8 protein-coding genes and 1 other RNA gene are annotated in these 19,252 nt (G+C 56.0%); 6 read left to right on the forward strand and 3 right to left on the reverse strand.

The annotated features are described in order from the left end of the window. Nucleotides 1-131: 131 nt before the first annotated feature. On the reverse strand, nt 132-422 hold the full coding sequence (locus tag J4645_RS09865; RefSeq protein WP_001112990.1) for an RnfH family protein: 291 nt from the start codon (nt 420-422) through the stop codon (nt 132-134). Further along, nucleotides 412-849 carry a type II toxin-antitoxin system RatA family toxin gene (locus J4645_RS09870; RefSeq protein ID WP_001543334.1) on the reverse strand — a complete coding sequence of 146 codons (438 nt, stop codon included), beginning with the start codon at nt 847-849 and terminating at the stop codon, nt 412-414. The genes J4645_RS09865 and J4645_RS09870 overlap by 11 nt, the downstream gene beginning before the upstream one ends. A gap of 188 nt (nt 850-1,037) precedes the next feature. Here J4645_RS09870 and smpB point away from each other — a divergent pair, with 188 nt between their 5' ends. The 6 genes from smpB (at nt 1,038) to ssrA (ending at nt 18,865) form a co-directional block, all read left to right on the forward strand. Continuing rightward, nucleotides 1,038-1,520: an SsrA-binding protein SmpB gene (smpB, locus tag J4645_RS09875; protein ID WP_001518569.1), complete on the forward strand. Its 483-nt coding sequence runs from the start codon at nt 1,038-1,040 to the stop codon at nt 1,518-1,520. 614 nt (nt 1,521-2,134) lie between these two features. Continuing rightward, nucleotides 2,135-13,609: a biofilm-associated protein BapA gene (gene bapA, locus J4645_RS09880; protein WP_023215382.1), complete on the forward strand. Its 11,475-nt coding sequence runs from the start codon at nt 2,135-2,137 to the stop codon at nt 13,607-13,609. 64 nt (nt 13,610-13,673) lie between these two features. After that, nucleotides 13,674-15,083 (forward strand): TolC family outer membrane protein, encoded by a 1,410-nt coding sequence (locus J4645_RS09885; RefSeq protein WP_023214807.1) that lies wholly within the window; start codon nt 13,674-13,676, stop codon nt 15,081-15,083. Beyond that, a complete protein-coding gene (locus tag J4645_RS09890; RefSeq protein WP_023214806.1) occupies nt 15,080-17,260 on the forward strand; it encodes a type I secretion system permease/ATPase in 2,181 nt (726 codons plus the stop codon). The genes J4645_RS09885 and J4645_RS09890 overlap by 4 nt, the downstream gene beginning before the upstream one ends. Before the next feature lie 7 nt (nt 17,261-17,267). Continuing rightward, nucleotides 17,268-18,431, forward strand: coding sequence for an HlyD family type I secretion periplasmic adaptor subunit (locus J4645_RS09895; protein WP_072101562.1), 1,164 nt, complete (start codon nt 17,268-17,270; stop codon nt 18,429-18,431). 71 nt (nt 18,432-18,502) lie between these two features. Further along, nucleotides 18,503-18,865: a transfer-messenger RNA gene (gene ssrA, locus J4645_RS09900) on the forward strand. A gap of 117 nt (nt 18,866-18,982) precedes the next feature. On the opposite strand, the gene J4645_RS09905 is transcribed toward ssrA, so the two are convergent. Continuing rightward, nucleotides 18,983-19,201 carry an ogr/Delta-like zinc finger family protein gene (locus J4645_RS09905; protein WP_000980498.1) on the reverse strand — a complete coding sequence of 73 codons (219 nt, stop codon included), beginning with the start codon at nt 19,199-19,201 and terminating at the stop codon, nt 18,983-18,985. Nucleotides 19,202-19,252 lie beyond the last annotated feature (51 nt).

Consider the following 19,252-nt stretch of genomic DNA (forward strand, 5'->3'; position numbering starts at 1 on the left):
AGGCCTGCAAACCTCTCCCCCGCCATTTGGTACGAATTTGCCTGATGGCGCTACGTTCATCTGGCTTACAGGCACACCTGTGCTTCAGGTGTGGTACGGCTTTCACACCGTTATCCGGCAAAAGAGGCTAATTATCTGCCAGCCGATTTTTCGGCGCGCTGGCGGCGTAATGCTTTTGGATCGGCGATTAAGGGACGGTAAATTTCAACCCGATCGCCATCCTGCACCGTATCGGTGAGTTTTACCGGACGACTATAGATGCCCACTTTATTTTTCGCCAGATCGATATCCGTGCGCAATTCCAGCAAGCCGGAAGCGCGAATCGCCTCTTCGACCGTCGCGCCCTCCTCCAGCGTTACGCGCTGCAAATACTGCTTTTCCGGCAGCGCATAAGCCACTTCAACCACAAGTTTATCCGGCACGGTAAACCTCTTTGGCGCGAACCGTAAACGCCTGCACCATGTTGGACGCTAACTCTTTGAATACACGACCAAACGCCAGCTCAATGAGTTTATTGGTAAACTCAAAATCAAGCTGAAACTCAATACGGCACGCCTCGGGGCTGAGCGGGGTAAATTTCCAGCCGCCGATCAGCTTTTTAAAGGGGCCATCCACCAGATGCATCAGAATGCTCTGGTTACGCGTTAGCTGATTACGCGTCGTAAACGTCTTGCTGATACCCGCCTTCGACACGTCAACAGCCGCCGTCATCTGTGCTGGCGATGACTCCAGGACGCGACTACCAACACACCCAGGCAAAAACTGGGGATACGATTGCACGTCATTCACTAACTGATACATCTGTTCCGCACTGTAGGGGACTAAAGCAGTCCGACTAATCTGAGGCATAGCAATTCCCATCAACATAAATCGTGTAAATAATACCACTTATCAGCGAGTAAAAAAAATGCTGTCCCCAACCGTCATGCCTTAATTGTGCGTGCATAGCCCAACTCATGCTAAGATAGATTTTTGCACCTCATCAGGACGTAATGGGGTGTTTTCGATATCAGATTACCTATGAATTCACGACACTTATGACGAAGAAAAAAGCACATAAACCGGGCTCAGCCACCATCGCGCTGAATAAGCGCGCCCGGCACGAATACTTTATCGAAGAAGAGTTCGAGGCTGGTCTCGCCCTGCAAGGCTGGGAAGTAAAATCTCTGCGCGCAGGAAAAGCCAATATCGGCGACAGTTACGTTATCCTCAAAGATGGCGAGGCCTGGCTGTTTGGCGCAAACTTTACGCCGATGGCGGTCGCCTCGACACATGTCGTATGCGACCCAACCCGAACCCGCAAACTGTTGTTAAATCAGCGTGAGCTTGATTCGCTGTATGGCCGTATTAATCGTGAAGGTTATACTGTCGTCGCGCTTTCTCTGTACTGGAAAAATGCCTGGTGCAAAGTGAAGATCGGCGTGGCGAAAGGTAAAAAACAACATGATAAACGTTCCGATCTTAAAGAACGTGAGTGGCAACTGGATAAAGCACGCATTATGAAAAATGCAGGCCGATAATAGACATTTTTTGTGACCAGCTTCTCAGTATGAAGCTGGTCAATATTCATATCTCATGCATGCCTCGAAAATATATTCTCTGTGCCTGACGCTTATCAATAGCAATAAATACCACAACAAGAATATATTCTTTGTTTAAAAAATTTTTATAGCCTAATAACACAATACTTCAAATGATTTTTATAAAATTTAATAATGCTGAATACCTTCACAAAAGGTATTGTTTTTATGTTAAAAAAGAAAAAGACGAAGAAATTAAAATTCATTATAAAACATAAAGATAAATAAAAAATCATCATGCGTTGTTAGCCCACCCCACCTCTCCTTAACACAAACTCCGTTATATTTCAGACGCACTAACACCTTTATCAATAGATCTTAATTTGCAGAAAGATTTTTTTCTGACTATATCATCTAATACGAAAGCACTAGTCAGGCACAAAAAACAAAGGGTTATTCGGCGAGAAAACCAGACCTTCACCTACGCTCATAAAAAAGAATATGGCTACGGAAATTCATCTCTCACGATGAACGGGAAGGCTCGTCTACGCATTTTGCCCTGAACGTCGTGCCCGTTAATTAATACACAGAGCAAATCCATCAGGAGCTAATTTATGCGTCTACTCGCCGTGGTTTCGAAATTGACTGGCGTCTCCACCACTGTGGAATCCTCAGCGGTCACTCTTAACGCCCCGTCAATTGTTAAATTATCAGTGGCCCGGGAAGAAATTAGTCAACTTACGCGCATTAATCAGGATCTGGTGGTGACGCTCCATTCCGGCGAAACGATCACGATTAAAAACTTTTACGTTACCAACGATCTGGGCGCAAGCCAGCTGGTACTGGCGGAAAATGATGGCACGTTATGGTGGGTAGAAAATCCGCAAGCCGGGCTACATTTTGAACAAATCGCTGATATTAATGAACTGCTGGTCACTTCCGGCGCTTCCCATGAAGCAGGCGGCGCCGTTTGGCCGTGGGTACTGGCTGGCGCGGTGGCGGCTGGCGGCATTGCCGCTATCGCGTCTTCCGGCGGCGGCGATTCCCACCATCATTCGGATGGCGATAATCCGCCCCCCGATAGCACCAATCCTGACGGTAATCCCCCTGATAACAGCAATCCCGGCGGCAGTAACCCTAACGGCAATACTCCAGGTAGCAGTAATCCTGTAGATACTACCCCGCCTCTCGCTCCCGGCAAGTTGTTGATTTCAGCGGACGGAAAAACGGTGAGCGGCGAGGCCGAAGCGGGCAGTACCATTACCATCAAAGATCCTTCAGGTAACGTCGTTGGCGAGGGCAAAGCGGATAGCGACGGTAAATTTAGTATTGATCTGACAGCGCCACAGCTTAGCGGCGAACAACTTACCGTGACCGCGACTGACGATGCCGGCAATACCGGCCCATCCGCAACCATTGATGCGCCCAACATTCCTCTCCCCGATACACCGATTATCACCGCCGCTATCGATGATGCCGCTCCCCTCACCGGCACGCTGAGCAATAACCAGTTTACGAACGACAATACCCCCACTCTGGAGGGAACCGGCAGCGCAGGCACAGTCATCCATATTTACGCCAATGGTCAGGAAATAGGCTCAACAACGGTTGATAGCAGCGGAAACTGGCATTTTGCCATTACCAGCGCGCTAGCGGATGGGGAAAATCATTTCACCGCCATTGCGACTAACGTTAAAGGCGAAAGTAGCGAATCAGCCCGCTTTTCGCTGACTATCGACACACTCAGCCCCGATGCCCCACGCGTTGAACTGATTGCCGATAACACCGGTTTGCTCACCGGGCCGCTACAGAATAATGACCGGACTGACGAGGCAAAACCGCTATTTTCCGGGCAGGGAGAGGCTGGCAATACCATCACGATTAAAGAGGGTTCAACCGTTATCGGCAGCGCTACCGTAGACGAAAATGGGCGCTGGACCTTTACGCCGACTACACCGTTAAGCGATGGCGAACATACCTTTACCGTCGAACAAAGCGACAAAGCCGGAAACGTGAGCCGCGTGACGACAACGCCTACTATCATTGTGGACACCACGCCGCCTGACGCCGCTATCATTGATAATGTCGCGAAAGACGGCACAACCGTTAGCGGTACCGCTGAAGCTGGCAGTACCGTGTCGATCTATGACCCGGCGGGAAATTACCTGGGCTCCACGATTACCGGAGAAAATAACCACTTCAGCATCACGCTGAATCCGGCCCAGACCCACGGCGAGCGTCTGGAAGCGCGTATTCAGGACGCCGTTGGTAACATCGGCCCCGCCACGGAGTTTACCGCTTCTGACTCACAGTATCCTGCCCAGCCGACTATCCTTACCGTGACGGATGACGCTGGCACCGTTACCGGGCTGCTGAAAAATGGCGATGCCACAGATGATAACCGCCCAACCCTCAGCGGTACTGCTGAACCAGGCAGTACGATATCGATTAACGATAATGGCTTTCCTGTACCGACCTTTCCGCCCATTGTCGCTGACGCTGACGGCAAATGGAGCTTTACCCCCTCGCTGGCACTTGCCGATGGCGACCATGTCTTTACCGCTACCGCGACCAACGATCGCGGCACCAGCGGGCAGTCCGCCTCCTTTACCATTGATATCGACACGCAGCCGCCGGTGCTGGAAGGCCTGGCGGTTAGCGACGTCGGCGACAGACTTACCGGCACTACGGAAGCTGGCAGTACTGTGGTTATCAAAGACAGCCTGGGAAATACGCTCGGTAGTGGAACGGCAGGCGACGACGGCACCTTCTCAATAGGTATTAGCCCGGCGAAAATTAACGGCGAAACATTAAGCATTAGCGTTACCGATAAAGCCGCGAATAGCGGTCCGGTAGAAACGCTGAACGCGCCGGATAAAACTGCGCCTGCGGCACCGAACGGTCTTATCGTGGCGACCGACGGTCTGTCCGTAAGCGGTCAGGCGGAAGCCGGGGCAACGGTCACTATCCGCGACAGTAGCAACACCGTACTTGGCAGCGCCGTCGCTAACGGCAACGGACAATTTATCGTTCCGCTGAATACGGCGCAGACTAACGGCCAGGCGCTTATCGCTACCGCCACCGATGTCGCGAAAAACGAAAGCGCCGCCGCGACGGTTATCGCGCCGGACAGTACCGCGCCGGAAATGCCAAAAAACGTGGTAATTAGTGAGGATGGCACTAGTATCAGCGGCACCGCCGAACCGGGTAGCGCCATCACGATCGCCACGCCGGATGGCACGCCGCTCGGCAGCGGCAAAGCAGATGGCGAAGGTCATTTTACCCTTCCCCTCGTCCCCGCACAGACCAACGGCGAACAGGTTACCGTCACCGCCACCGACAACGCCAACAACGTCAGCCCGCCAACCACAGCGCAAGCGCCCGATATCACCGCCCCGGATAAGCCCATTATCACTCAGGTGCTGGACGATGTTGAAAGCTTCACCGGGCCGCTGGTTAACGGACAAACCACCAACGACAACCGTCCTACCCTTAGCGGTACGGCGGAGGCCGGCGCGCGTGTCGAAGTCTTTGATAACGGCGTTTCGCTGGGACTCGCCACGCTACAGCCCAACGGCGGCTGGACGTTTACGCCGTCGCAAAATTTAGGTGAAGGCGCGCATCGACTGACCGTAATCGCAACCGACGCTAAAGGCAATGCAAGTCCGGCCGCGTCATTCGACCTGGTGGTCGATACGCAATCGCCGCAGCAACCGGTAATCACCTTCATTACAGATGATGCGCCGGGTATTCTCGGTAGCGTCGCGCATCTGGGGCTCACTAACGACAGCACGCCAACGATTAACGGTACAGGTGAACCGGGTTCCACAGTACACCTGTATCAGAATGGTGCCCGGATAGCAGATATTATCGTCGGTAATTCCGGCGTCTGGAGCTACGCCTACACCACGGCCTCGCCACTGGCGGACGACACCTACACCTTTACCGTGACGGCCAGCGACAGTAACGGCAACACCACGCCTTTTTCGACCGATTTTACGATTACCATTGATACCCAGGCCCCTGCCGCCCCCGGCGTTATCGGCGTAACTGACGGCGACGGAAATACGATTGATACCAATCAGATTACCCAGGAATCCCAGCCCCGGTTGAGCGGTAGCGGCACCGCAGGCGACATAATCATCCTTTACGATAACGGCAATGCCATAGGTCAGGTGCTGGTCGGCACGGACGGGCGCTGGCAGTTTACGCCGCCTGCCGCGCTGGGCGACGGCGACCACCTTCTGACCGCTCGCGCCAACGATCCGGCGGGGAACGAAAGTCCCGAATCCATCAGCTTTACCCTACGCATCGATACCCAGGCGCCGGATGCGCCGCAGATCGTGTCAGCCGCCATCACAGGCGGAGAAGGCGAGGTGCTACTGGCAAACGGCAGTATTACCAATCAGCGTATGCCGACCCTCAGCGGCACCGGCGAACCCGGCGCCATCATCACCCTGTACAATAACGGCGTAGAACTGGCTACCGTCCAGGTCAATCCACAGGGTAGCTGGACCTATCCGCTAACCCGTAATCTGAGCGAAGGGTTAAACATCCTGACGGCCACCGCCACGGATGCCGCAGGCAATAGTAGCCCCACCTCCGGCGTTTTCTCCGTTACCCTTGATACCCAGCCTCCAGCGCAGCCTGACGCGCCGCTAATCAGCGATAACGTCGCGCCGGTTATCGGCAACATCGGCAATAATGGCGCAACGAACGATACCACGCCGACCTTCAGCGGCACGGGAGAGATCGGCAGCACGATAATTCTCTACAATAATGGCAGTGAAATTGGTCGCACAACGGTAGGCGATAACGGTAGCTGGGACTTTACGCCTGCGGCACTGACGCCAGAAACCTATACCATTACCGTCACGGAAACCGATATAGCGGGCAATATCAGTCCACCTTCCGCCTCAGTCACTTTTACGCTAGACACCACTGCGCCCGCCAATCCGGTTATCACTTTTGCCGAAGATAACGTCGGCGAAGTCCAGGATACTATTGTCAGCGGCGCAACCACTGACGACAATACACCGGTCATTCACGGCACTGGCGACATCGGCAGCATTATTACGCTCTATAATGGCAGCAGCGTTTTAGGCGTAGTCACCGTCGATGAGACCGGCACCTGGACGCTGCCGGTGACCAGCGCGTTGCCGGATGGCGTCTACACCCTGACCGCCATTGCCGCCGATGCCGCCGGAAACAGCAGCGGCGTATCGAACAGCTTTACCTTCACCGTCGACACCGTTCCGTTGCTGCCGCCCGTCGTCAATGAGATCCTTGACGATGTTGCGCCAGTGACCGGGCCATTAACCGATGGCGCTTTTACTAACGATCGGACGCTGACTATCAACGGCAGCGGCGAAAACGGCAGCACCGTCACGATTTACGACAATGGCGTGGCAATCGGGACGGCGCTCGTCACCGACGGGGTCTGGACATTCAATACGCCCGAATTATCAGAAGTCAGCCATGCGCTAACCTTCAGCGCGACTGACGATGCTGGAAATACCACGGCGCAAACCCAACCGATCACCATTACCGTGGATATCACCGCCCCGCCCGCGCCAACAGTCCAGACGGTGGACGACGATGGCACGCGCGTGGCCGGACTTGCCGACCCTTACGCTACCGTTGAAATTCATCATGCCGATGGCACCCTGGTCGGCAGCGCTGTCGCTAATGGCACCGGTGAATTCGTCGTTACGCTCAGTCCGGCGCAAACCGATGGCGGTACGCTGACGGCAATTGCTATCGATCGCGCGGGGAATAACGGCCCGGCTACGAATTTTCCCGCTTCCGACAGCGGTCTGCCCGCCGTCCCGGCCATCACGGCGATTGAAGATAATGTCGGGAGCGTACAGGGGAATATTGCGGCGGGCGGCGCCACGGACGACACCACGCCAACGCTGCACGGCACCACGGATATCGGCTCTACCGTTGAAGTTTTCATTGATGGCGATTCGGCAGGCTTTGCCACCGTTGACGCCAGCGGGAACTGGATCTTTGAGATCGCGACGCCATTAAGCGAAAGTACACATTACTTCACCGTCCAGGCAACCAATGCGAATGGCCAGGGCGGCCTGTCCGCACCGGTCGGGATCACTGTCGATCTTAGCGCGCCGGCGCAACCGGTTATTACCAGCGCAACGGATGATGTCCCCGACATGACCGGTACGCTGGATAACGGCGCGCTCACCAATGATTCACGCCCGACGCTCAACGGAACGGGAGAAGCAGGCGCCACCATCCGTATTCTGGATAACGGCGTAGAAATCGGTTCCGCCACGGTAGATCAAAGCGGCAACTGGCGCTTCACCCCGAACGCGCCGCTGGAGAGCATCGCACACATCTTTACCGCCGTGGCGACCGATCCCGCCGGCAATAGCGGCCAGCCTTCGGACGGCTTTACGCTGAGCATTGACGCGCAGGCGCCAGATGTGCCGGTTATCACGTCCGTGATTGACGATAACAATCAACCGACCGTTCCGGTGTTACCGGGGCAATCCACCGACGATCGGCAGCCAATACTGAACGGAACTGGCGAACCTGGCGCGACAATCACCATTTTTGATAACGGTACGCCGCTTGGCACGGCTCAGGTAGGCGAAAACGGTAGCTGGACCTTCCCGGTGCCCCGCAATTTGTCAGAGGGAAGCCATAATCTGACGGTTAGCGCTACCGATCCGGCGGGCAATACCAGCGCGGTCTCCGCGCCGTGGACGATCGTGGTCGATATTACGCCTCCGGCGATCCCGGTTCTCACCTCCGTCGTGGATGACCAGCCCGGTATTACCGGCAACCTGGTAAGCGGGCAGCTAACGAACGATGCGACGCCCACCCTGAACGGGCGCGGAGAGGCAGGCGCGACGATTAATGTCTATCTTGACGGTAATCCCGCGTCCATCGGTACCACGACGGTGAATAGCGACGGCACGTGGAGTTTCACGCCGCAGACGCCGCTTGCAAACGGTAGCCACACGTTCACCCTTAGCGCCACCGATCCGGCGGGTAATAGCAGCGCGGTGTCCAGCGGATTTGTGCTGACGATTGACGCCACACCGCCCGCCGCGCCAGTTATCGCCAGCGTGGCAGACAATACGGCGCCGGTGACGGGCATCGTCCCCAACGGCGGCTCGACGAACGAAACCCGACCAACACTTTCGGGTACCGGTGAGGCGGGTACAACCATCTCGATTTATAATGGCAGCGCGCTGGTCGGCACGGCGCAAGTTCAGGCCAACGGTAGCTGGAGCTTTACGCCGTCTACCTCGCTGGGCGCGGGCGTCTGGAACCTGACGGCGACAGCAACCGATGCGGCAGGCAATACCAGCGCCGCGTCCGAAATACGCTCGTTTACTATTGATACCACGGCTCCCGCCGCGCCTGTTATTGATACGGTCTACGACGGTACGGGCCCCATTACCGGCAATCTGAGTTCAGGGCAGATCACAGACGAGGCGCGCCCTGTCATTAGCGGCACCCGTGAAGCCAACACAACTATTCGTCTCTACGATAACGGCACGCTGCTGGCTGAAATTCCCGCCGACAATAGCAATAGCTGGCGCTACACGCCCGATGCCTCTCTGGCGACGGGCAACCATGTAATTACCGTCATTGCCGTTGATGCCGCAGGCAACGCCAGTCCCGTTTCAGACAGCGTTAATTTCGTCGTCGATACCACGCCGCCGCTGACGCCGGTAATCACATCAGTCAGTGACGATCAGGCGCCAGGCCTCGGCACGATCGCGAACGGCCAAAATACCAACGATCCTACGCCAACCTTCAGCGGCACCGCAGAAGCCGGCGCCACGATTACGCTCTATGAAAATGGCACGGTCATTGGCACGACAACGGCTCAGCCTGACGGCGCGTGGAGCGCCTCCACCTCAACGCTGGCAAGCGGAACGCACGTCATCACCGCCGTCGCCACCGATGCCGCAGGAAACAGCAGCCCGAACAGTACGGCTTTCACCCTGACGGTCGATACCACCGCGCCGCAAACGCCAATCCTGACGTCCGTGGTGGATGACGTCGCGGGTGGGGTCACAGGAAATCTCGCTAATGGTCAGATAACCAATGATAACCGCCCCACGCTGAACGGCACTGCCGAAGCGGGCAGCGTGGTCAGTATCTATGATGGCAACACTCTGCTTGGCATCACCTCGGCTAACGCGGGCGGCGCGTGGAGCTTCACGCCGACGACAGGGTTAAACGACGGCACGCGCACATTAACAGTGACCGCCACCGACCCGGCAGGCAACGTTAGCCCGGCCACCAGCGGTTTTACTATCGTGGTCGATACCCTTGCGCCAACGGTTCCGCTTATAACCAGCATCGTTGATGATGTCCCGAACAATACCGGCGCCATTGGCAATGGACAATCGACCAACGACACACAGCCGACGCTCAACGGTACCGCGGAAGCCAACAGCGCGGTAAGCATCTTCGATAATGGCGCGCTGGTCGCGACCGTGAACGCCAATGCCAGCGGCAACTGGAGCTGGACGCCAACCGCCGCGCTCGGCCAGGGAAGTCACGCCTATAGCGTTAGCGCCGCCGATGCGGCTGGCAACGTTAGCGCCGCTTCGCCATCGACAACGATTATCGTGGATACCATTGCGCCCGGCGCGCCCGGCAACCTGATCATCAATGCTACCGGTAATCGCGTGACGGGCACCGCGGAAGCAGGCAGTACAGTGACAATTACCTCTGAGACTGGTGTGGTACTGGGAACCGCCACCGCCGACGGTACAGGCAGCTTCACCGCCACACTCACGCCCGCGCAGACCAATGGTCAGCCGCTACTGGCATTTGCCCAGGATAAAGCAGGCAACACTGGCATTGCCGCCGGATTTACCGCGCCCGATACGCGCGTGCCGGAAGCACCGATCATCACCAACGTAGTGGATAATGTGGGTATTTATACCGGCGCTATCGCCAACGGTCAGGTCACTAATGACGCACAACCCACATTGAATGGTACCGCTCAGGCGGGCGCCACGGTGAGCATTTATAACAACGGGGCGCTGCTCGGCACCACCACGGCGAACGCCAGCGGAAACTGGAGCTTTACCCCGACAGGCAATTTGACCGAAGGCAGCCACGCCTTCACCGCCACCGCGACTAACGCCAACGGTACAGGCAGCGTCTCCACCGCCGCGACGGTGATTGTCGATACGCTGGCGCCCGGTACGCCGTCAGGTACGCTCAGCGCCGACGGCGGTTCACTTTCCGGGCTGGCAGAGGCAAACAGCACCGTAACCGTCACGCTGGCGGGCGGCGTGACGCTCACCACCACCGCCGGCAGCAACGGCGCATGGTCTCTCACCTTGCCGACAAAACAAATTGAAGGTCAACTCATTAACGTGACGGCCACTGACGCTGCGGGTAACGCCTCCGGCACGTTAGGCATTACCGCGCCGATTCTGCCGCTGGCGGCAAGGGATAACATCACCAGTCTTGATCTGACCTCTACCGCCGTCACCAGCACGCAAAACTATTCGGATTACGGCCTGCTGCTGGTTGGCGCGCTTGGCAATGTCGCCTCGGTTTTGGGTAACGATACCGCTCAGGTTGAGTTCACCATTGCTGAAGGTGGTACGGGCGACGTCACCATTGATGCCGCCGCAACGGGAATCGTGCTTTCGCTGCTCAGTACTCAGGAGATTGTGGTACAGCGCTACGACACCAGCCTCGGCGCCTGGACGACGATCGTCAACACCGCCGTTGGCGACTTCGCGAATTTGCTTACCCTGACCGGGAGCGGCGTTACTCTGAACCTGAGCGGCCTGGGCGAAGGCCAGTACCGGGTACTCACTTATAACACCAGTCTGCTCGCCACCGGGTCATATACCAGCCTGGATGTCGATGTACACCAGACCAGCGCAGGTATTATTAGCGGGCCAACCATCAGTACCGGCAACGTCATGGCTGATGATACCGCGCCGACGGGCACCACGGTCACCGCCATCACCAACGCCAACGGTGTCAGTACGCCGGTCGGCGCGGGCGGCGTGGATATCCAGGGGCAATACGGCACGCTGCACATTAATCAGGATGGCAGTTACACCTACACGCTGACTAAGCCCACGGCGGGATACGGACATAAAGAGAGCTTCACCTACACCATTACCCAGAATGGCGTCGGTAGCAGCGCCGCGCAACTGGTTATCAATCTGGGTCCCGCGCCTGTACCGGGCAGCGTGATAGCGACAGACAATAACGCCTCACTGGTCTTTGATACTCACGTTAGCTACGTCAACAACGGTCCCTCGACACAAAGCGGCGTCACGGTATTAAGCGTCGGACTTGGTAATGTACTGAACGCGAATCTGCTTGATGATATGACTAATCCGATCATATTTAACGTTGAAGAAGGCGCTACGCGAACCATGACGTTACAGGGAACCGTCGGCGGCGTCTCACTGGTTTCCACGTTCGATCTGTACGTTTATCGCTTCAACGATGCCATTCAGCAATATGAGCAGTTCCGGGTGCAAAAGGGCTGGATTAACACCCTGCTGTTAGCCGGACAGTCCCAGCCGCTGACCCTGACGTTGCCTGGCGGCGAATACCTGTTCGTGCTGAATACCGCCAGCGGCATTAGCGTCCTCACTGGCTATACGCTGGCGATTTCCCAGGACCACACCTATGCCGTTGACAGTATCACCGCCAACACCACCGGCAACGTACTGACCAATGATGTCGCCCCTACGGACGCCCTCCTCACTGAAGTAAACGGCGTGGCGATTGCGGCGACCGGCACGACGGAGGTAAACGGGCTGTATGGCTCGCTCATCATTGACGCAAGAGGCAACTATACCTACACGCTGAAGAACGGCGTCGGCGCCGACAGCATTAAAACGCCGGACAGCTTTATCTATACGGTCAAAGCGCCAAACGGCGATACCGATACGGCCTCGCTCAATATCACGCCAACCGCCAGGGCGCTGGATGCGATTAATGATGTCAGCGATACCCTTAGCGTCGCCACGCTTCAGGATACCTCTGCCTGGCTGGACTCCAGCGTCGGCAGCGCCAGTTGGGGGCTACTCGGCAAATCGGGCAGCGGGAGCGGCACCTTTGACGTTGCAACGGGCACCGTACTTAAAGGCGCGTCACTGGTCTTTGATGTCTCCACGCTCATTACGCTGGGCAATCTGAATATTAGCTGGGCCATTCAGGAGAACGGAACAGTCATACGCAACGGAACCGTTCCGGTGGCGAATATCACGCTGGGCAGCGCGACGGTGACCGTCAACCTGAGCGGCCTGGAGCTGGATGCCGGAACGTACACGCTTAACTTTACCGGCACCAATACCCTGGCCGGGGCGGCGACGATCACGCCACGCGTCATCGGCACCACCGTCGATCTGGATAATTTTGAAACGTCCGGAACGCATACCGTTCTCGGCAATATTTTTGACGGCAGCGATGCGGCGGGGGCGATGGATCAGCTTAATACGGTGAATACCCGCCTGAGCATTAGCGGGTATAACGGCAGCGCCGCCACGCTGGACGCCGCGGCGAATACCACCAGCGCCACGATTCAGGGACATTACGGCACATTGCAAATTAACCTCGATGGCGCTTACACCTACACCCTGAATAATGGCGTCGCGATGTCGTCCATCACCAGTAAAGAGGTCTTTACCTATCAACTGGATGACAAGATGGGTCATACGGATAGCGCCACATTGACCATTGATATGGCGCCGCAAATCGTCAGTACCAACCAAAACGATGTTCTCATCGGCTCCGCCTATGGCGATACGCTGATTTACCACCTGTTAAACGGCGCGGACGCGACCGGCGGCAATGGCGCCGATCGCTGGCAAAACTTCTCCACCGCGCAGGGCGACAAGATCGATATCCACGAACTGCTGACCGGCTGGGATCATCAGGCGGCGACGCTGGGTAACTTTGTTCAGGTTCATACCAGCGGCGCCAATACGGTGATATCCGTCGATCGCGACGGCGTCGGCAGCGCGTTTAAATCCACTGACCTTGTCACTCTGGAGAATGTGCAGCTCACGCTAAATGATCTTTTGCAAAACAACCACCTGATAACCGGCGGTTGATAAAAAAGCCCCGAACGCCACGACGTTCGGGGCAACAAGCGGTGATATTTAAAAGGGATAAACTATGGGAAGAGTCGCGCCTGTCGCCATCGTACTGGCATTTGCTTTGTTTCATCACCAGCCCCGGGGCGCAGAAGCGCCGCCAATTATTACATCCGAAGGATTAGCAACGGATCAGATGCTTCCTTCGCTGGATGGCTCCGTCGCTGAGTTGCCGCTCAGCGCCGCCGCGCCGGGCAACCTGACGCTCAATGACGCGGTTAATCGCGCCGTTAACTGGCATCCTTCTATTCGCGAAGCCGTCGGCAAACTGCTCGCACAGAATGAACAAATAGAGGTCGCCAAATCGAAATATTATCCGCAAGTCAGCGCTGGCGTGAACAATGGGTACAGCAATACCTACACCGATCACGGGTATAGCCCCTCGCTGGTGCTGTCGGTATCGCAAATGCTTTATGACTTCGGCAAAGTGGCAAGCCAGGTTCGCGCCGAAACCGCAGGCGCAGCACAGCAACAGGCCAATGTGTTGCTCAGTATTGATACCGTCGCGCACGAAACCGCCAACGCCATTGTACAAACGCAGAGCTGGCAGCAAATGGTAGAAGCGGCGGAAGAACAGCTCGTCGCGCTGGACAGCATCGGTAAACTTATCCGGCAGCGCAGCGATGAAGGCGCTACGTCGCTATCTGACGTAGTGCAAACCGAAGCCAGAATCGAATCCGCCCGCTCGCAACTGGCGCAGTATCAGGCCAATCTCGACAGTGCGAAAGCCTCACTGATGAGCTGGCTGGGCTGGAATTCGCTTAACGGCATCAATAATGACTTCCCGGCGAAACTCGCTCGCAGCTGTGAGACGGCGACGCCCGACGATCGACTGGTGCCCGCGGTACTGGCCGCCTGGGCACAGGCCAACGTTGCGCGGGCGAATCTGGACTATGCCAGCGCGCAAATGACGCCGACGATTTCGCTCGAACCTTCCGTACAACATTATCTTAATGATAAATATCCCAGTCATGAAGTGCTGGATAAAACCCAGTATTCCACCTGGGTGAAAGTTGAGATGCCGCTTTACCAGGGCGGAGGGCTGACTGCCCGACGCAACGCCGCCAGCCATGCGGTAGACGCGGCTCAGTCGACCATTCAGCGCACCCGGCTTGATGTCCGCCAGAAACTGATGGAGGCGCGCAGCCAGGCAATGAGTCTTGCCAGCGCGTTACAAATCCTTCGTCGGCAACAGCAGCTTAGCGAACGCACGCGCGAACTGTATCAGCAGCAATACCTTGACCTCGGTTCCCGCCCGCTGCTCGACGTGCTTAATGCGGAGCAGGAAGTTTACCAGGCGCGTTTTGCCGAACTGCAAACGGAAAGCCAGTTGCATCAGTTGCAACTGAACTGTCTGTATAACACCGGCGCGCTTCGTCAGGCGTTCGCGTTAAATCATCGCAGCATTCAATCCGTGGAGATCCAGCCATGACCCGCGCCGCCCCCGATGTAGAAGAGGTACTCAGTGAGCGCGCGCTAAGCCAATGGGCGCAGGCCATCAGCTATGTCGCCGGTCATTATCGCGTTGCCTGTTCTCCCGGTTCAATTCAGGCCAACGCCCCGTGGTTTAGGGGTAAAAGCAGAACGACCGCCTTAACGCAGCTCGCGCGGCAGGCGGGTTTATCCTTTCATGCGCCGGACATAGACAAAACGGCATTTAGTCAGTGGCGATTGCCGTTGGTTGTCGAGCTCCGGGACAGGCAGTTATTGGTCATCGAGCATGTTAATGGCGAAGATGCGGTAGACGTTTTTGTGATTGAAGAAGAGGGTCAGCGTAACCGCCTGACGCTCAGCGAGTTATTGCCGGAGATCCTCTATGTTGCCGCGCTACGCCCGCTATCGGCGCTCAAGGATAGCCGCGTCGATCGCTATATCTCCCGCTTTAAACCCGACTGGATGCGCGAGCTGGTTCTGCAGGATATTCGCCCTTATTTACCGGTAATGGTCGCCGCCTTTCTGATTAACGTGCTGTCGCTGGCCGGGATTGTGTTCTCTATGCAGGTTTACGATCGAGTGATCCCCGCTCAGTCATATCCTACCCTGTACGTGCTCTCCTTCGGCGTGCTGGTAGCGGTGCTGTTCGGTTTTCTCCTGCGTGAAGCGCGTACGCACATTATGGACGTGCTCGGTAAACGCGCCGATATGCGCATTTCCGATCGGGTATTCGGTCATGCGTTAAGGCTGCGCAACAGCGCTATCCCCCGTTCCACCGGCAGTTTTATCTCGCAGTTACGCGAACTGGAGCAGATCCGCGAGATGATTACCTCTTCAACGCTGGCGACCATTGTCGATCTGCCTTTCTTTTTCCTGTTTATGATAGTCCTAGCGATTATTGCCCCACCGCTGGCATGGATAGCGCCCGTGGCGGCTCTGCTGATGATCCTGCCGGGCGTCGCACTGCAAAAAAGACTGTCTGTCCTCGCCAACCAGGCCGCCCACGAAGCGACGCTACGCAATGCAGTCTTGGTCGAAAGCGTTCAGGGGCTGGAAGATATTAAACTGATGCAGGCGGAGAACCGCTTTCTTCAGCAGTGGAATAGCTATATCCGTATTACCGGCGAGTCGGGTCTACGCACCCGCAAACTCACGCAAGGGCTTATCAGTTGGGGGATGTCGGTACAAAGTCTGGTGTATGCCGCAGTGATTATGTTCGGCGCACCGATGATCATTGAAGGCAGTATGACTACCGGCGCCGTGGTCGCCGCGTCGATGCTCGGCTCGCGGATGATCGCGCCAATGGCTAACCTGTGCGGCGTGCTGGCGCGCTGGCAGCAGGTGAAAGCGGCGAAGATGGGTCTCGACAACATTATGCAACTGCCCACCGAAACACAGCATGACGATAGCCTGATACACCGCGACATCCTCCACGGGCATTACCTCTTTGAAAACGCTCAGTTTCGTTACCATAACGACGATCAACGCATACCGTTGCGCCTCGTGCGTCTGGAGATCATGCCAGGCGAGCGGATTGCGATACTGGGGCGTAACGGTGCGGGTAAATCCACACTTTTACAGGCGATGGCGGGTGGCCTGGAGATGATTCAGGGAGATGCCCGGCTTGATAATCTCAGCTTGTCGCACATCGATATGGCGGATTTACGCCGCAACATCGGCTTTCTTAGCCAGAACGCGCGGCTTTTCTTCGGCACCCTACGAGAGAACCTGACGCTCGGCGCGCCGCACGCCAACGATGAACAGATTTTTGACGCGCTCGAAGTCAGCGGCGGCGCCGTCTTCGTCAGGCGGCTGGCAAAAGGGTTGGATCATCCCATTATGGAGGGTGGTAACGGCCTGTCCGGCGGGCAGCGTCAGTCCCTGTTGCTGGCGAGAATGCTGCTGCGCTCCCCCAATATTGTGCTACTTGACGAACCCAGCGCCTCGCTGGACGAGCATACGGAGCGAGAGTTTATTCAGCGGTTACATCAGTGGCTTGGCAACCGTACCCTGGTCGTCGCGACGCACCGGGTACCAATACTGGAGCTGGTTGAGCGTGTCATTGTCCTGAAAGAAGGACAACTGGTGATGGATGCGCCAAAAGCGCAGGCGCTTAACGCGGATCGAATGCAAAGTCACCGTCGGGAGTGGAAAAATGAAAATCAATCAGCATGATGCCGCGATGGACGATTTCGATATTCAGCGTGAACGGGCGTTTTCCGGCGCGAGTCGTATTGTTCTGATCTGCTCACTGTTATTTCTCATTCTCGGCATCTGGGCGTGGTTTGGCCGGCTGGATGAGGTTTCCACCGGCAACGGGAAAGTGATCCCCAGTTCACGCGAACAGGTTCTGCAGTCGCTGGATGGCGGCATTCTGGCGCAGTTGACGGTGCGGGAAGGCGACAGAGTTCAGGCTAACCAGATTGTCGCCCGGCTTGATCCGACGCGTCTGGCGTCCAATGTTGGTGAAAGTGCGGCAAAATATCGCGCTTCACTCGCCTCCAGCGCACGGTTAACTGCGGAAGTCAGCGACTTACCTCTCGCCTTTCCCGCTGAGCTGAACGGCTGGCCGGATCTGATTGCCGCAGAGACGCGTCTCTATAAAAGCCGCCGCGCGCAGCTGGCCGATACCGAAGCCGAGCTACGGGATGCGCTGGCGTCGGTTAATAAAGAGCTGACCATTACCCAGCGGCTGGAGAAAAGCGGCGCGGCCAGTCATGTTGAAGTGCTACGCCTGCAACGACAAAAAAGCGATTTAGGCTTAAAAATTACCGATCTGCGCTCACAATATTATGTGCAGGCACGCGAAGCGTTATCGAAAGCGAACGCTGAGGTCGATATGCTCTCCGCCATTTTAAAAGGACGCGAGGATTCCGTCACCCGCCTTACCGTGCGTTCGCCGGTACGCGGCATTGTTAAAAATATCCAGGTCACGACGATTGGCGGCGTGATCCCGCCTAACGGCGAGATGATGGAGATAGTGCCGGTAGACGATCGTCTGCTGATTGAAACCCGCCTTTCGCCGCGTGATATCGCCTTTATTCATCCCGGCCAACGCGCATTGGTTAAAATTACTGCTTACGATTACGCCATTTACGGCGGGCTTGACGGCGTGGTGGAGACCATTTCACCGGACACCATTCAGGATAAAGTGAAACCGGAAATTTTCTACTATCGCGTGTTTATCCGCACCCACCAGGACTATCTACAAAATAAATCAGGACGCCGTTTTTCGATTGTTCCAGGCATGATCGCCACGGTGGATATCAAAACCGGTGAAAAAACCATTGTCGACTATTTAATCAAACCGTTTAATCGCGCGAAAGAAGCGCTGCGCGAGCGGTAAATCGTTGAAGATAAGAAGATACGGGGGCTGGTCACGCGTGTCACAAGTCTGTTATACTTACCTTACACATTGGGGCTGATTCTGGATTCGACGGGATTTGCGAAACCCAAGGTGCATGCCGAGGGGCGGTTGGCCTCGTAAAAAGCCGCAAAAAAATAGTCGCAAACGACGAAAACTACGCTTTAGCAGCTTAATAACCTGCTTAGAGCCCTCTCTCCCTAGCCTCCGCTCTTAGGACGGGGATCAAGAGAGGTCAAACCCAAAAGAGATCGCGCGGATGCCCTGCCTGGGGTTGAAGCGTTAAAACGAATCAGGCTAGTCTGGTAGTGGCGTGTCCGTCCGCAGGTGCCAGGCGAATGTAAAGACTGACTAAGCATGTAGTACCGAGGATGTAGGAATTTCGGACGCGGGTTCAACTCCCGCCAGCTCCACCAAATAAAACAAGGGGTTACGTGAAAACGTAGCCCCTTTTTCTTTGGTAGTGGCGGCAAAATGGCGACAGCGTGTCGGACTGGCGGCAACAAAAAACCCGCCATTAAAGCGGGTTCTGTTCAGAAACTCATGTGGCCTTGACCACCTTTTCCCGGATGTGGTGGCGCAGAAGAAATTAGATTCGGTTTTATAATGTGCCGTACAAACGTTTCATGAGTAACGAACGTACAGCCACAATTTATATTTTGGCACTGGTTGTAACGTTCTTTTGTCGTAGCTGATACCTGAAAGCTGCTTCTGGTATGTGCTGCATGACCGCACTCTGGACAGTTCATCATTGCTGTTATCCCACCACTTTTGCCGTAATCGCAATAATGATACATCATCAT

This window comes from Salmonella sp. 32082101201600294FB01SM01, assembly GCF_017572865.1.
Lineage (GTDB): Bacteria > Pseudomonadota > Gammaproteobacteria > Enterobacterales > Enterobacteriaceae > Salmonella > Salmonella enterica.

Excerpts from the sequence above, each read along its gene's own strand:
- J4645_RS09870 (WP_001543334.1), bottom strand. The coding sequence starts at position 849 with ATGCCTCAGATTAGTCGGACTGCTTTAGTCCCCTACAGTGCGGAACAG.
- J4645_RS09890 (WP_023214806.1), top strand. The coding sequence starts at position 15,080 with ATGACCCGCGCCGCCCCCGATGTAGAAGAGGTACTCAGTGAGCGCGCG.
- bapA (WP_023215382.1), top strand. The coding sequence starts at position 2,135 with ATGCGTCTACTCGCCGTGGTTTCGAAATTGACTGGCGTCTCCACCACT.
- smpB (WP_001518569.1), top strand. The coding sequence starts at position 1,038 with ATGACGAAGAAAAAAGCACATAAACCGGGCTCAGCCACCATCGCGCTG.
- J4645_RS09885 (WP_023214807.1), top strand. The coding sequence starts at position 13,674 with ATGGGAAGAGTCGCGCCTGTCGCCATCGTACTGGCATTTGCTTTGTTT.
- J4645_RS09895 (WP_072101562.1), top strand. The coding sequence starts at position 17,268 with ATGGACGATTTCGATATTCAGCGTGAACGGGCGTTTTCCGGCGCGAGT.
- J4645_RS09905 (WP_000980498.1), bottom strand. The coding sequence starts at position 19,201 with ATGATGAACTGTCCAGAGTGCGGTCATGCAGCACATACCAGAAGCAGC.